Source organism: Paenibacillus sp. CF095, assembly GCF_900101225.1.
Lineage (GTDB): Bacteria > Bacillota > Bacilli > Paenibacillales > Paenibacillaceae > Paenibacillus.
Genome location: NZ_FMZN01000001.1, coordinates 1,881,513 through 1,895,969 on the forward strand (window position 1 = coordinate 1,881,513; position 14,457 = coordinate 1,895,969).

The 14,457-nt window shown below is 44.0% G+C and carries 11 protein-coding genes; 2 read left to right on the forward strand and 9 right to left on the reverse strand.

Annotated features, from left to right (window positions below; translation table 11 throughout):
- Positions 1–38 precede the first annotated feature (38 nt).
- Positions 39–731 carry a response regulator transcription factor gene (locus BLS69_RS08190; protein WP_047843050.1) on the reverse strand — a complete coding sequence of 231 codons (693 nt, stop codon included), beginning with the start codon at positions 729–731 and terminating at the stop codon, positions 39–41.
- 6 nt (positions 732–737) lie between these two features.
- Positions 738–2,207, reverse strand: coding sequence for a sensor histidine kinase (locus BLS69_RS08195; RefSeq protein WP_091030238.1), 1,470 nt, complete (start codon positions 2,205–2,207; stop codon positions 738–740).
- Positions 2,208–2,410: 203 nt separating this feature from the next.
- On the opposite strand from BLS69_RS08195, the gene BLS69_RS08200 reads away from it, so the two are divergent.
- Entirely contained in the window at positions 2,411–3,238 is an 828-nt protein-coding gene (locus tag BLS69_RS08200) for a helix-turn-helix transcriptional regulator (RefSeq protein WP_091030241.1), read from the forward strand.
- A gap of 79 nt (positions 3,239–3,317) precedes the next feature.
- Positions 3,318–3,656 carry a cupin domain-containing protein gene (locus BLS69_RS08205; protein ID WP_091030243.1) on the forward strand — a complete coding sequence of 113 codons (339 nt, stop codon included), beginning with the start codon at positions 3,318–3,320 and terminating at the stop codon, positions 3,654–3,656.
- 150 nt (positions 3,657–3,806) lie between these two features.
- On the opposite strand, the gene BLS69_RS08210 is transcribed toward BLS69_RS08205, so the two are convergent.
- From BLS69_RS08210 to pdxS, 7 genes are all read right to left on the reverse strand, one after another.
- Positions 3,807–4,943, reverse strand: coding sequence for an alpha/beta hydrolase (locus tag BLS69_RS08210; RefSeq protein ID WP_091030245.1), 1,137 nt, complete (start codon positions 4,941–4,943; stop codon positions 3,807–3,809).
- Positions 4,940–5,599: a TetR/AcrR family transcriptional regulator gene (locus BLS69_RS08215; protein WP_091030247.1), complete on the reverse strand. Its 660-nt coding sequence runs from the start codon at positions 5,597–5,599 to the stop codon at positions 4,940–4,942. The genes BLS69_RS08210 and BLS69_RS08215 overlap by 4 nt, the downstream gene beginning before the upstream one ends.
- Positions 5,600–5,861: 262 nt before the next feature.
- A complete protein-coding gene (locus BLS69_RS08220) occupies positions 5,862–6,944 on the reverse strand; it encodes an ABC transporter substrate-binding protein (protein ID WP_091030249.1) in 1,083 nt (360 codons plus the stop codon).
- A 229-nt stretch (positions 6,945–7,173) separates the two neighbouring features.
- The gene (locus tag BLS69_RS08225; RefSeq protein WP_091030252.1) at positions 7,174–9,447 is read right to left on the reverse strand and encodes a beta-glucosidase; all 2,274 of its coding nucleotides are present in this window, start codon (positions 9,445–9,447) and stop codon (positions 7,174–7,176) included.
- A 19-nt stretch (positions 9,448–9,466) separates the two neighbouring features.
- Positions 9,467–10,699, reverse strand: a complete 1,233-nt coding sequence (locus BLS69_RS08230) for a PTS sugar transporter subunit IIC (protein WP_062834547.1) — start codon at positions 10,697–10,699, stop codon at positions 9,467–9,469.
- A gap of 203 nt (positions 10,700–10,902) precedes the next feature.
- Positions 10,903–13,362: a GH39 family glycosyl hydrolase gene (locus BLS69_RS08235; RefSeq protein ID WP_256332256.1), complete on the reverse strand. Its 2,460-nt coding sequence runs from the start codon at positions 13,360–13,362 to the stop codon at positions 10,903–10,905.
- Positions 13,363–13,567: 205 nt separating this feature from the next.
- A complete protein-coding gene (gene pdxS, locus BLS69_RS08240; RefSeq protein ID WP_200869424.1) occupies positions 13,568–14,452 on the reverse strand; it encodes a pyridoxal 5'-phosphate synthase lyase subunit PdxS in 885 nt (294 codons plus the stop codon).
- Positions 14,453–14,457: the final 5 nt, after the last annotated feature.

Here is a 14,457-nt window from a genome sequence, read left to right on the forward strand (position 1 = left end):
TTAACAAAATATAAACTGGGTCTAAATTTTCACGAAACTTATGCAGTAAACCGATAGCCCGCGCCCCAGACGGTTTCGATATACTCCGGATTTTTGGGGTCTGTCTCCAGCTTCCCACGCAGTTTGCGAATATGGACGGTTACCGTTGCAATGTCTCCGGTGGAATCCATGCCCCAGATCCGCTCGAACAGATCAGATTTGCTGAATACACGATTGGGATGACTCGCAAGAAATACAAGTAACTCGAATTCCTTGGTTGTAATCGCCACCTCTTCTCCATTAACAAAAACGCGGCGTGATCCTTTATCAATGTGAAGCCCGCGAATGTGGATTTCATCCTGCTCAGCTGGTTTGTTTTTACCAAGTAGTCTCTCGTATCGGGTCAAATGAGCCTTTGCTCGCGCAACTAATTCACTTGGGCTGAACGGTTTTGTAATAAAGTCATCAACTCCCAGATTAAATGTCCTGATCTTATCGATTTCTTCCTTTTTCGCGGAAACGACAAGGATGGGCACCTCCTTCACCTCGCGAATGCGCCTGCAACATTCGAAGCCGTCGAGTCCCGGAAGCATCAGATCAACAATGATCAGATTATAGTCCCCCTCCAGTGCCTGTTTCAGGCCTTCATCTCCAGTATGGCAGAGATCCACAGAAAATCCGTTGAGCTCAAAATAATCCCGTTCCAGTTCCGCGATCGTTGTTTCATCTTCAATGATCAAAATGTTTGCCATTACTCATTAGTCCCTCTCTTCATTCAGCCGTTTCAGCTTGATATATATGCTCGTGCCATCATTGGGCTGGCTTTCTGCCCAGATGAAGCCCCCATGTCCATCAATGATTTGGCGGGCTATTGCCAGTCCAAGTCCACTTCCGCCCGTTGAGGAATTGCGGGATTGTTCTGCACGATAAAAGCGTTCAAATATATAAGGCAGTGCCTCTTCGGGTATTCCCCTGCCATTATCTTTAAAGGCCATTGTAATCCATTTCTCATCAGCTTGAAGTGTAATCTCGAACCGTTTGTGTTCATTCTCCATGTATTTGAGTGCATTATCCACCACATTAACAACGGTACGTTTTAACTTCTCTGGATCCACAGCAGCCATGGCGGGACCAGACACCTGGTTAATCCAATCCAGGGCAACACCTTTATCCTCCAGATCATATCTCAGCTCTTCGATGCTATCTTCAAGGAAATCGGCGAGATCAACTGTCTTGAACAGGAAAGGTTCTTGGTTCAAGTCGAGCTTGGAATACAAAAACAGTTCATCCACCAGCTTATCCATGCTAACTGCTTTGGAGTGAATGATATTAACGTAACTCTCCATTTTCTCCGGAGTATTAGCCACTCCGTCACGAATACCCTCAATATACCCTTTGATATTGGTAATCGGCGTACGGAGATCATGCGAAATGTTGGAGATGAGCTCTTTGCGGTTTACTTCGTCCTGCTCTCGTAATGCATAGGAGAGCTGTAATTGATTCCGCATGCTCTCAAACGCTTCGCTGAGTTGACCAACCTCGTCATTGGAGTTTAGCTGAAGCTTAAAGGATAGATTGCCATCTTTAATATGTTCGGCTGAACTTCGTAGTTGATTCAATGGCTTAATGAAGCTGCGCGTGATCCAGCGGAACAGGAGTAGATTTGCAATGATGAGGACGCCAATAAGCAGGAATGACATCACAGGTAGCAGTTTGCGAGTAAGCTCCGCAAAGGGGCTTCTCTCGCGAATGACAAAGATACTCCCTCGTTCCCCGTCTGAATACTGAAAATCAAATTTTGCATACGCGTAAAATCGCTCACCAATATTGAAGGTGCTCCGAATCTGGTAATTGTTAAGATCATAGGCAGGCAGTGCTTGCTTCAGCTCTGGCTGGTTGAAGGTCAGCGATTCGAAGATCTGGCTATTCTCCCGTCTGACGTAGAGCCCTGACTTCTCAGCTCGAAGCTTCATATCATATTCACGCAGCAAAACCTTGTTTTGCAGGTCGTCCGGGTCATTTTTGGCCAGGAACTTCATCTCTTGAAAGATCGATTCTCCCTGTTCAGTCAGGGGGTTGATCTGATAATGTACCTTGTATATATCACGGAAACTCTGTAGATCCCCTGTGGCCGCAATCGTATACAGACTTGCCGTAAGCAGGATGAACAGTAGACTTATAACGAGCATGCCCGTGAAAGACAGCAGCATTTTTATTCGAATTGACATGGTTTCCCCTTTTCAAGCAAGCAATTGGATTAGTTAGTGCACATGTTAACACAAGATGGATTCTATTGCCCATATGTAAAAAAGAGCTTTCTTTTTCATTATATATGTTGACAGTGATAATCGTTATCAATAATGTTGGAGTAAGGTGCACAACGATTTATCTTAGAATGACCGGCAAACACTTTTGAAATGAGGTACGTAATGTGAAAGTAGACGTTAATCAGTTAGCAGCGCATTTTGCACACATTCCTTTTCAAGTAGAAGGAGTATATCGATATGCTAGAAATCCAGGGGTTCCCCCGGCTGACTATACCGATTCTTTTCCTGGATTTGTATTTCCTCTTACAGGAAAAATACAATTTCAATTTGATGGTACGCCCTATATCTTTTCACCAGGAAAAGTTGTACATGGGGGCGCGAAAATGAAACTGGATCAAACCGTGTTTCATAGAACGGACTGGGAATACATCCTCGTTTTATACCGGATATGTAGTTCGGACCTCGAAGAGACAAGCTTTTCCCATCAGCATTTTGAATTATCAACGGGTCAGTCCCCACGTCTGATCGAATTAATCACGCGTCTTTGGCATGTGTATAATCAGCGTGGAGGTATTTCAAAGTTTCAGACCGAGATGCTGTTTCGCGATGTACTGAATGAGACTTTAATATGTGTTGATCATAGGCAAAATAGTGGTGAATCAGATGTTTTATTCGAACGGGTCTCTACCTATATCCAAGAATACTATGATCAAAGTCTGACTGTCGCATCGCTTGCAGAACAAAATAACGTTAATCGAAATCGACTTTCCTACGTGTTTAGAAGACATGCGGGTATGGGTCCGGCAGAATATGTATTGAAATATCGTATAAACATGGCACAGCAAATGTTATTGGCAAGTGATGCGTCTGTACAACAGATTGCTGAGACCGTTGGCATTGCTGACCCCTTTTATTTTAGCAGAGTGTTTAAGAAACAATGTGGTATTTCTCCTACGGAGTATCGTCTGAAGTTCATCAATAATCCATCCTGATTTCAATAGGCATCCATGTTATACAAAAGCTTAGATCAGTATACTGAACATATAGGATTAATACACAGGAGGAATGACGATGCACTATCAATCTATTCAATTGAATGAGGAATTTGCGAAATTAAACGATCTTTGGTCTCCCAAACTCATTGGTGAGATGAATGACTATCAATTTAAGATCGTTAAGATTGCTGGAGATTTTGAGTGGCATGTTCATGAAGAGACAGATAAGTTATTTTTTGTGCTCGAAGGGGAAATGATAATTGATTTTCGCGATGGTCAAGTGAAACTTTCTAAAGATGAGATGTTTATTGTCCCTAAAGGAGTCGAGATCAAGCCTTCTGCCGAAAAGGAATGTCATATCATGTTAATGGAGCCTGGGAGCGAAGTAGACATTGGCGGAACTGAGGCCGAATAAGCGTCAGTTATTGGAACCAGGATGTCAATTTGCAATATCAGAGTCAGAGAGCCGATAACCGCGTAATAGGGTTATCGGCTCTGCGTCTGTACGGCTAGTTCTTTGACATGTATTAATTGACATATATTAATCAGTAGTCTCTCGGTTATGTCACTTGTTGCTGGTCTTCCTGATCAATTCCACACCATCGTATGCCAGGCTTTCCACACTTGCTGCCTTCTGCAGTATGTAATGATCAAAAAAGTTCTTCGCATAGTCTGTAACAATATTTCGCATCTCCATAGCATCCCGTTCACCTCTGAGTTCCTCATTAAAACTGGTAAACACGATGTCACAGTAATCCAAATGTGCAACACGATCAACTGAGAAATAACAGGTCTCCATGCTATTGTTAGCGCCAATAATCGCATTCATATTATAGTTAGGTTCACAAAACAGTAGCAAGAAGGGTTTCTTAAGATCGCTGTCAAGAAGTCCAAACGCACCGCTATCCAAGCCAATCCCGCAGGCGAACCGGTCGTCATCCCGGCAAACCATCGCCGTCGTAGGCCCTCCATAAGAATGTCCGACTATACCCATGCCGATGTCAAGCAGCAATCTGCCCTTAAAGATGGAATTCAGCTCTCCAGAGTCCAGTTTGTAAAGATAATCGGCTACATACCTTACATCTTCTGCCTGTGATTCACTATACTCTGTTATCTTGGAAAGTATCGGTAGTGCAAGCACGTTACGGCACATCTCAATGGCAGTTTCATCGTCAGGACGCATCTCCATCTTACCAGCCAACGCCAGCATCTCCGGATCTTCACCAAACGCTGTAATGACATCCGAAAAATCCTTGGATACATTAAACAGGCGCCCATCTTTACGTTTATACATCGTGCTATTCTGATGGCCGATGCTTACCACAACATACCCCATACTTGCCAAGTCTGTACAGAGCACTGTACCCCATTCTGGAGAACCGCCTCCACCGCAAACATAGAATAACACTGGATAGCGCTTTTCCTTCCCGGAGAGAGCAAGGTCGTCGTAACACTGGGTCTTGATATCTATAGAGAAAACATCCTTCAACGCAGTGACAAGTGGCTGCTCATTAAACATCTCGTAGACTTCAGGAAACATGTACGTTGATGTAGTTTTACCTTCGCTACTGTCAGACGGATAATACACAAAAGCGGTCAGTTCTCTTTTGGAGTAATCTGATGCCGTGTACTCAAAATCCATCTGGGTTCGACCGACAGTATAGCCGCCAATTGGTTCTGGAAATACGTCATAGGTTTTCATTTTCTTTCCCCCTTGAGATCGTTAACCATTTCAGAATATTTATGATCTTCAAGCAGTCCATGGCCCATAAATTCAGCAAAGTATTTGCTGATCTTATGTTGCAGCTTAGAGTCCTTAATATCGAATTCTCTAAAAAACAAGATTAAATTAAGCTGCATTGACTCAAACATAAAAGAAATCAGGTCGTCGTCAACATCCGGTCGGAGATATCCATCAACCCTCATTCGGCGTAAAATGTCCTTGATCATGGGGAATGACTCGCCCTTTAACACATTCACATATACTTTCAGTAAAATGTCCTCAGGAATATATGAAAATGTTTTAGTCAGTTTGATTTCCAACTCATTCAGCGGCTCGGTCACCATGCCATTAACGTTACCAAATAAGCCAGTAAGGAAATAGCTGTAAAGGGAATCTTCATTACTGTTACTAAAATATGCAGCTCTTTTCTGGGTCACATTACGTATTAATTGACAATAAAGGTCATCTTTGTCTTCAAAATATCGATAAAATGTTCCGGGGTGCATGGACAAACTATCCAAAACCATCTTCATAGTTATATCCTCGTAAAGGTTATTAACAAAAAGATGCATAGCGCTATTCGATATTTCCTCGCGCCTTGTTTCATCTAAACGAAAGAAAGAATTTTTTGGCATAGATTACTCCTTAATGTGAAGCGTGAACTGATTCACACTATACTGATAATACATTCACAAGTCAAGTCGTATTAATATAGAGTGTTCAGAAACTCATAAAATGATTTATGTGAAATACCCGCCGTTATATTAAGTGTTGCATGTATTCATATACTCCATTCTCACTATCATTCAGCGGACTGACCGGGAACAGCTTGGAACAAGAATTGGGTCCCTGATAACAAAAAAAGCCGCTAAAATAGCGACTTTTAATGGTACTCATTTATAACCCGAGATCATCAGCAAGTCCTTCAACGCCTGTGAAGATGGAATCCCCGTAACCCCAGAAGTTGTTGAAATCGATAATGTAGATTTTTTTGTTTTTAACTGCGTTAATGTTTTGTACCTGTTTGTTGGCAAGCAGCTTTTCAATCGTCTGCTCAGGATCAATACCACCTGCATACCTCGAAATAATCATCGCATCCGGATTAATCTCGATTAACTTCTCCAGACTGAGTGTGCCAGTTTCATTAATAAGCATATTATGCATATTGATTAATGACATTGCACTTTCAATAAACGTATCACCATTTCCGTTGTAGATTCCAATAGTTCCATCACCATTATCCGAAAAAGATGCATAGTTGATCGTTTCAGAGCTAGCTCGGGCCGACAAGGCATTCTCGCGTGCTTTAAGCGTCTCAATATATGCCGCTGCATTGGCTTGTACGTTGAATATCTCACCTAATTCAGTAATATCCTGATACAGACTATCTAACGATGCATCAGGAACACTGGTGCTTTGTACGTACGTTTTAATCCCCATATCATTCAAGCTGCTTACTGTACCAACACCCCAGTCCGCATCCTCAAACAATCCACCACGCCCTACAACCAGGTCAGGCGTAGCCCCTATTGTCACTTCCTTACCTACATAGCCTTCAGCAAGCACAGGAATTTGTTTAAACTCGTCAGCAATATCTTCAGGTACACTACCAAACAACGCAGCTACACCTACAAGTTTGTCTGTCAAACCAAGGCGAATCATCAGCTCGGCTGCACCTTGTGTATTGGCAACCACTCGTTCGGGTGCCTTGTCAAACGTTTGATCCTTCTTCACCCATGTGCCGTTCTCTGTTGTATAATTTGAAACGGTTACCGGGTAAGTTGTTTCAGCAGGTGCAGAAGCGTCTGCATCGGTTTGTTCCCCATTTGTTACATCATTCGTGGCGTTGCTCTCCGCAGCTTGCTGTGAGCTTCCATTTGCATCTTCGCTTCCACCATTGTTGCTTGAACACGCTGCGAGCACCAGAATAATTGCAGTAATCAAACAAAGAAACATCCCTTTTTTAACGGATACCAACATGTAAATAATCTCTCCCTTTTGAATTCTCTCTTGTCGTTTAGACCAATATGTAAAATAACTATTGTCAGTATACAGTAAATGTCGAAGCATGTAAATGAGAACAATAATCAATATCATTCGTCTGATGAATTAAAAGAGACCCTCATATGGTGCCTCTTATTTTGGGCTCACAGAAAAACCAAGTTCATCTCCCCTGTACGGGATTGAACTTGGTTCCTCTTTTACTTAACTATTCATTACGTGCCTGGTTAACCTTGGCGATAAGTTCATTAATAATTTCATCAGGTGAACGCTCATTCATCCATTGTTGGCCGAACATTTGGAACACTTTGATCATCGGGAAATCTGCCCAGAATCCCACAAACTCCTCGTTAAGATATACCTTGTCCGTAACGTGCTCGTTCATTTCATTCAGGCAATGCTCCAATTCCTTTTTTGCCACAGGATCACTCATCCACTCACTGAGCAGACTGAATTTGTGGAACGTGATTTCTTCCTTACCAAAGTCACAATGTAGACGTTCCGTAATTCGGAGATCTTTAGACGAGCTGCCAAGTGAAATTTGGAAAAACCCGGTCTCTGCCACCCAACGGTTATACTTGGTGTTGTAATATGAGAAATCTCTCTCTTCCAGTTCAAAAGTAATCTTGCGTTTTTCACCCGGCTCTAGTTCAACTTTGGCAAAAGCTTTCAATTCTTTCTCTGGACGGGTCCATGTGCACTCTTCATCGTGAACATACAATTGAACAACTTCTTTTCCCTTGCGCTTTCCGGTATTTTTCAATTGGAAGGACACAGTAACACCGTTATGAGTCTGAGCCACTTCCAGATCCGTATAGGAGAACGATGTGTAAGACAATCCGTGTCCAAACGGGAATTGAGGTGCCAGTTCTTTCCGGTCATAATATCGATAACCCACGAACAGGCCTTCGCGATAATACAGCTTGCCGTTCTCCCCGCGAATTCGCATGTGTGAAGGGTTGTCCGACAGTTTGACAGGGAATGTCTCAGAGAGTTTGCCCGAAGGATTTGTCTGTCCGAATAATACATCTGCAATCACTTTACCCATGCCTTGACCCGACAACCAAGAATGAATCACACCAGGTACATGCTGTACCCATGGGCGCATCGCCAGTGCGGAACCGCTGCTCGTTACGACAATACACTTGGGTTGAACCGCGGCTACCGCAAGAATCAATTTCACTTGATGCTCGGGAAGATCAATGCCTTGCAAATCATGCATCTCCGATTCCGCATATTCTGGTTGGCCAACAAATAATACAGCAACATCGGAATTCATGGCTAATGACACGCTTTCCTTGATTAGCTCATCATTGATGGAGTCATCCTCCGGGTACCCTTCTGCATAATTCATGGTCATGGCATCGCCAGCCAGATTTTTTATCTCGTCCCAAGGAATATCGACTTTTGTAGGCGTTACCTTCGCACTGCCCGCTCCCTGAATTCTCGGTTTTTTGGCAAACCGTCCGATCACGGCAACTGACGAAATGGACTCCTGCCCTAGCGGGAGAATCGCGTTCTCATTTTTCAGAAGCACAATACTCTCGGCCGCCGCTTTACGCGCGAGTGCATGATAGTCCGAATCTGGAGAAGAATCCAAGTCTTTCTTACCCGTTACTCGCTCAACCAGTTTCAAAATCCGGCCCACGCTGCGATCCAACTGTTCTTGAGAAAGGCTTCCGTTCTGAACCGCTTCAATGATCGCTTTGGCATTGTAATGGGCGGGACCCGGCATCTCCAGATCAAGCCCGGCCTTCAGTCCGCGTATCCGATCATTGACAGCTGTCCAGTCGGATAGAACAACACCTTCATAACCCCACTCTTCTCTCAAAATGTCATTCAGCAAATGTTCGTTCTCACTTGTATACGTTCCATTCAATAAATTATAAGAACACATAACCGTCCAAGGATCGGATTTCTTAATAATACGTTCAAAGGCGCTCAGGTAAATCTCGCGGAGCGTTCGCTCATCGATTTCCGAACTGGTTACCATCTTCTCGAACTCCTGGTTGTTACCCGCAAAGTGTTTGACAGAAGCGCCCACGCCTTCGCTTTGGATCCCGTTTATAAACGCCGCTCCAAGTTCCCCCGTCAAGTATGGGTCTTCCGAGTAGTATTCGAAGTTTCTTCCGCCAAGCGGCGTTCTTTTCATATTGACACCAGGTCCAAGCAGCAGCTCAACGTCCATGGTTTTGGATTCACGTCCCAGTGCCACACCGACTTCATACAATAAATCCGTATTCCACGAAGAACCGATGGCTGAACCCGTAGGGTAACAGGTTGCGGGTACATTTTCCGTTGTAATCCCCATTTCTTCATCGCTGTTTGTTTTACGGATGCCGTTTGTCCCATCGTACATATGAACTGGCGGAATGTTTAACCGCTCGATTCCTTTTGTCATCCACATATTCAATCCTGCGCAGAGTGAAGCTTTCTCGGCCAGCGTTAATGCCGTCAACAATTCATTGATTGATTTATCCATAGTACTCACCCTTCTAATATCAATTTTGTTCCTGTTCTTTCTTCAGTTCCTGTGCATCATACAGTTTGAAAAACGGAAACCAGACAATAAATACAATCACCAGGACGACCGCCAGCAAGATAAGCCCATTGAGTCCGGACATAATGTAGGTGGACAGGCCGATTGGCGTGTACCATAGCTGGAAGATCTGGCTCGGGATCCGTACCCAACCCCAGTCGAGAGCCAAGTACACAATCACCGGCGTGATAAGTGAGTTAATCCACATCGGCACCATGAGTAACGGATTAAAGGCAATCGGTGCTCCGTACACGACAGGTTCATTAATGTTGAACAAGGACGGGATAATCGTCGCCTTGCCGACAGATTTCAGTTTTTTCGAACGTGCCATCAGGAACCAAACAACTAACGGCAAAGTCGCACCCATACCGCCAATACCCAGCCAGCCGGAGAAAAAGGTTTCAAATGTGTTGATATTGACGGGATCTTGTCCCGCTGCCACAAGAGCTGCATTTTCTTCGATTGCAGGTATCCAGATTGCGTACCAGATCGGTGTCATGACCCACGGGCTTACGCCGAAGGAATACAGCACTACGCCAATAAAGTTGAACAATAAAAATCCGGTTAAACTTTGCCCTACGGCATTGATCGGCTCAAATACGTTCACGATCAGTCCAAAAATATCAAAATGAAGCTGATATACAAGCAACCATCCTGTTGTTAATACCAGGGCGATCGGGACGAGAAAATCGAACCAGTCCATAATGAATTCGGGAAGTGAAGACCCCTTTTTGAAGAACGAAAATTTGTTGCACATAATCATTACAAGAGCGACAAATACACCTACCAAGAGTGCTGTAATCATCCCCGAGGGACCAAATCGTTCAAGGATGAACTGAATGGTACCGTCTTCGTTTACTGTCGGGTTAAGCAGCATAACGAACAGAGATATCCCCGTCATTCCCGCAAGCAACTTGATTTTGTGGCGTTCTCTTTTTTCCATCACGACATAAGGCGTCAAAAAAGCAATAAACAACCCAAGCAAACCGAAACTGAATGTCGTGATAGGTGTCAGGTCCGGCATTCCCGGAATGAAATCCTGCAAAATCGAAATCAATGTAATAATCGAACCGATGAAAATCATCGGAATGGCGACCATGATGGCTTCTTGAATCGAAGAAACCCAAATATTATTCGTAAACGCCTCCAATCTTGGCGCAAACGAATCTGTCATCCATTTCATGAAACGCTTCATCCAAAACTCCCCCTGTCTTCCTCTAAGCTGCCACAACCATAGTATATCGATTTGTGTTAACGCTTTCTTGTTGGAACTTGCCGCATCATGGTTCGTTTTTTGCCCAATCCATCGCTATAGTTCTAGCTTGCCAGCCTGAACAAGAAATAAACAACAAAAAACATCCCTTCACTACTGAAAGGATGTCTTAAAAGCACTTTTTTTTAATATTGTCTATCCAAAATGAGCAGCATTACCCCATGCGGTGGAAGCAAAATTTCTCTGTGCCAACTTTCATCTCTAATCATCTCTGTCCCCATCACGGGTCCACTCCTCCCGTTTAAAAAGAGGATTTCTTCTTCCGTCAAGGAATAGGACGATCCCATGCGGGTCCACTCATCAAATACCGATCCATGGTCCCGATCCAGTTGATAACTGGTGCATTTATAAGGTCCCTCGAGATTGCTCAGGGTAAGTCCATAAGCTTTGCTACCTTTTTCCTCAAATACGTCATAGCGGGTTGAGCTGGATAATTCCGACCAATCCCCACTTGCAAACAGCTGGTCTACATGCACATAGTGATAGAACAAAAATTGCATGCTTCCATCCCTTTTTCGGGTTCCGACATAACCGTCTCCCTTGACCATCAGCTCATCCCCAAGCTTTTGCATAAGCTCAAATGCATAATAGCTGGGTTTCTTCAGCCCATCGCGGTTAATCAGGCCAAAACCTCCGTAGAAAGGAGAAGCTGGAACGATACTTTCTTCGAATACATCGGTAAAGGACCAGAAAGCCATCGCTTTCACGTCACCGAGCGTGTTCATGGTGTGGTAAATGACAAACGGAGCCATGAACATGGTATCGTGCAGCAAGTTACGGTCATAAAGTGAAAAGTTCCATTCGGTGACATGAAGTTCAACATGACCGTACGATGACGCATTCATTTTTTGCCGCATAAGTGCAATACTCTCTTTATAAAAAGCAGGCGGCATGATTTGCGTTAAACGATCGTCTTCAACTTTTAGCTTTGGATACTCCGAATAGATGTGAAACGAATAAAAGTCGAGAGCCACTTCCCGCTTGCGGCAATAGGACAAAAATTCCTCAGCCCAGGTATCGTTCCAGAGAGATCCGTAACCCATAGCTGGCCCCCCCACCTTCAGTTCCGGCAAAATCGATTTGATGGCATGAACGGTCGATTCGTAAAACGTAAAGTATTCTTCCTTGCTTCCTGCCCAACAAACACCCGCCAGGTCAGGCTCGTTCCATACTTCGAAATACCACTGCCTCACTTCTTCCGCCCCATAACGATTCAAACAATGGCGAACGAATTCACCAACAAGCGCCTGCCACTTGGCAGGGTCGGATGGCGGGCTAATATTCCCTCTCCACCAAAACAGCGTTTCTTTGGATCTCGCCAACTGGCTCGGCATAAAGCTTAATTCCACAAATGGCCGAACACCCTGATCCAGCAGGAAATCATACAACTTGTCCACATAAGACCAATTATAGAGGGGAGTGCCCTGCTCGTTCTCGCTGTACACCATCATCTCGTCATTGAAGATGCCGTGAAATCGAATATATTGAAAAGGTACTTTTCCTTTCAGCGCGGAGAGCTGCTTCCGCCAATCTTCACGTAAACCTTCAATGGCTCTCCCTGCCGTCATGGTGATATTCCAGTGCTTTTCGTAAACAGACGACGTCTGATCCGCACGAATTTCAATATAAGTTTGGTCTGACAGATGTACAGACGGTATAGGAAGCGTGTCTTGATCAGCGTCAACCTTAACATCCAGATATCGATACAGTAAACCAATCGCATTCAACGTTTCCATCTCGTAATAATCTCCGCTTGAAGACTCCTCATATGTTTTGGGTTTGCGGTTCACATTCAACTGATGGAGTTCCGGTGTACGAGAAGCTTCCCGATAGGAACCGGGCGTACAGCCGTACTTTTCCTTAAAGTATTTGTTAAACAGCTTCACATTGGCAAATCCGCAATCCAGCGCAATCTCCGAGATATTTTTATCGTTTGCTGCCAGCTGAGCCTGAGCCTTCTCCAAGCGAATGAGCGTCAAATACTTTTGGAAAGGTATCCCGATTTTGTCGGTGAAGAAGTGGGAGAAATAATGCAAACTTAAATGTTCGGAATGCGCCATATCCTGCAGTGTAATCTTCTCATTGTAGTGTAAATCAATATATGTGAGGACCCTGTTCAGTCTTTTATAGTCATAATCCCTGCTACCGTCTTCCAATGCGGAATTTGTTCCACTGGAAAAATACCTCTGCAGGCATCCGCATAACATCTGTAATCTGCCCATTGTGAAATTTTGATAACCCGGCGTTTTTTTGTTGATCTCCCATACCATTTGCGCAAGATATTGTTTAATACTTTGCAGGCGAGGAGCGTTTTGTTCCACGTTCATAGCAGAGTTACAGGAGATAAACGCATTATTGTTCATCAACTCGGGACCGAACTGCAATGTTAATAACACATTGTCCTGATTGGTTCGTTCGATCTTGTGGACGGACATACTGTTAACCACAATCACATCATCTTCATGCAGTGTATATTGCTGTTGGTCCAGATACATGATGATTGAACCGTGGAGAACATATACAACTTCCACTTCCTTGTGCCAATGGAAATCAATATGTTTTACCGAGTTCACGAAGAGTTTCATAGGCAGATCGTCCTGATGTTGAATAAACTCATATAGATAGCGAATTGTCTGCACCTTCCTTCATACCGATTATTATAGCCACAGCATTTTGAAGATATCAACAAGCTAAACAGTAAGAACAAAAAAGCCGATCAATTAAGGTTCAATTGATCGGCTCTTCTATATAAATGTTCAAACTACCTATTCAACTAGATGGATTGCTATCTTACCAACCGCGGTTGGACATGCGCTCTTCTGGAGCCAATTTAGAAATTTCGATCCCTTTCATCGGGGCGCCCAAGTTTTTGGATACTTCCGCAATCAGTTTGTAATCTGTGTAATGTGTTGTAGCTTCAACGATTGCACGAGCGAATTTCTCAGGGCTATCGGATTTGAAAATACCTGATCCTACAAACACACCGTCTGCTCCCAGGTGCATCATTAATGCTGCGTCTGCCGGAGTAGCTACACCGCCTGCTGCAAAGTTAACGACAGGAAGTTTGCCGTTTTCATGAACTTCGCGCAGTAACTCATAAGCTACACCGAGATTTTTCGCTTCAGCGTACAGCTCGTCCTTGGACATGTTTTGCACTTTGCGGAGCTGGCTGTTAATTAGACGCATATGACGAACTGCCTCAACAATGTTGCCCGTTCCAGGCTCACCTTTTGTACGAATCATCGATGCTCCCTCACCAATACGGCGAAGAGCTTCTCCCAAATCTTTGGCTCCACATACAAATGGTACAGTAAACTCATGTTTATCGATATGGAACACTTCGTCTGCAGGAGTAAGAACTTCACTTTCATCGAGATAGTCCACACCTAGGGATTCAAGCACTTTGGCTTCTATGTAATGACCGATACGTGCTTTGGCCATAACTGGGATAGATACAACCTTCATAACCTCTTCAACGATGGTAGGATCTGCCATGCGAGCTACACCGCCTGCTGCACGAATATCAGATGGTACCCGCTCAAGAGCCATAACAGCTGTTGCCCCTGCCGCCTCAGCAATTTTAGCTTGCTCTGCATTCATAACGTCCATGATGACGCCACCTTTTTGCATCTCAGCCATTCCTCTTTTTACACGATCTGTACCTGTTTGCATGATTGTAG

Excerpts from the sequence above, each read along its gene's own strand:
- BLS69_RS08190 (WP_047843050.1), bottom strand. The coding sequence starts at position 731 with ATGGCAAACATTTTGATCATTGAAGATGAAACAACGATCGCGGAACTG.
- BLS69_RS08195 (WP_091030238.1), bottom strand. The coding sequence starts at position 2,207 with ATGTCAATTCGAATAAAAATGCTGCTGTCTTTCACGGGCATGCTCGTT.
- BLS69_RS08205 (WP_091030243.1), top strand. The coding sequence starts at position 3,318 with ATGCACTATCAATCTATTCAATTGAATGAGGAATTTGCGAAATTAAAC.
- BLS69_RS08210 (WP_091030245.1), bottom strand. The coding sequence starts at position 4,943 with ATGAAAACCTATGACGTATTTCCAGAACCAATTGGCGGCTATACTGTC.
- BLS69_RS08215 (WP_091030247.1), bottom strand. The coding sequence starts at position 5,599 with ATGCCAAAAAATTCTTTCTTTCGTTTAGATGAAACAAGGCGCGAGGAA.
- BLS69_RS08220 (WP_091030249.1), bottom strand. The coding sequence starts at position 6,944 with ATGTTGGTATCCGTTAAAAAAGGGATGTTTCTTTGTTTGATTACTGCA.
- BLS69_RS08225 (WP_091030252.1), bottom strand. The coding sequence starts at position 9,447 with ATGGATAAATCAATCAATGAATTGTTGACGGCATTAACGCTGGCCGAG.
- BLS69_RS08230 (WP_062834547.1), bottom strand. The coding sequence starts at position 10,699 with ATGAAGCGTTTCATGAAATGGATGACAGATTCGTTTGCGCCAAGATTG.
- BLS69_RS08235 (WP_256332256.1), bottom strand. The coding sequence starts at position 13,362 with ATGAAACTCTTCGTGAACTCGGTAAAACATATTGATTTCCATTGGCAC.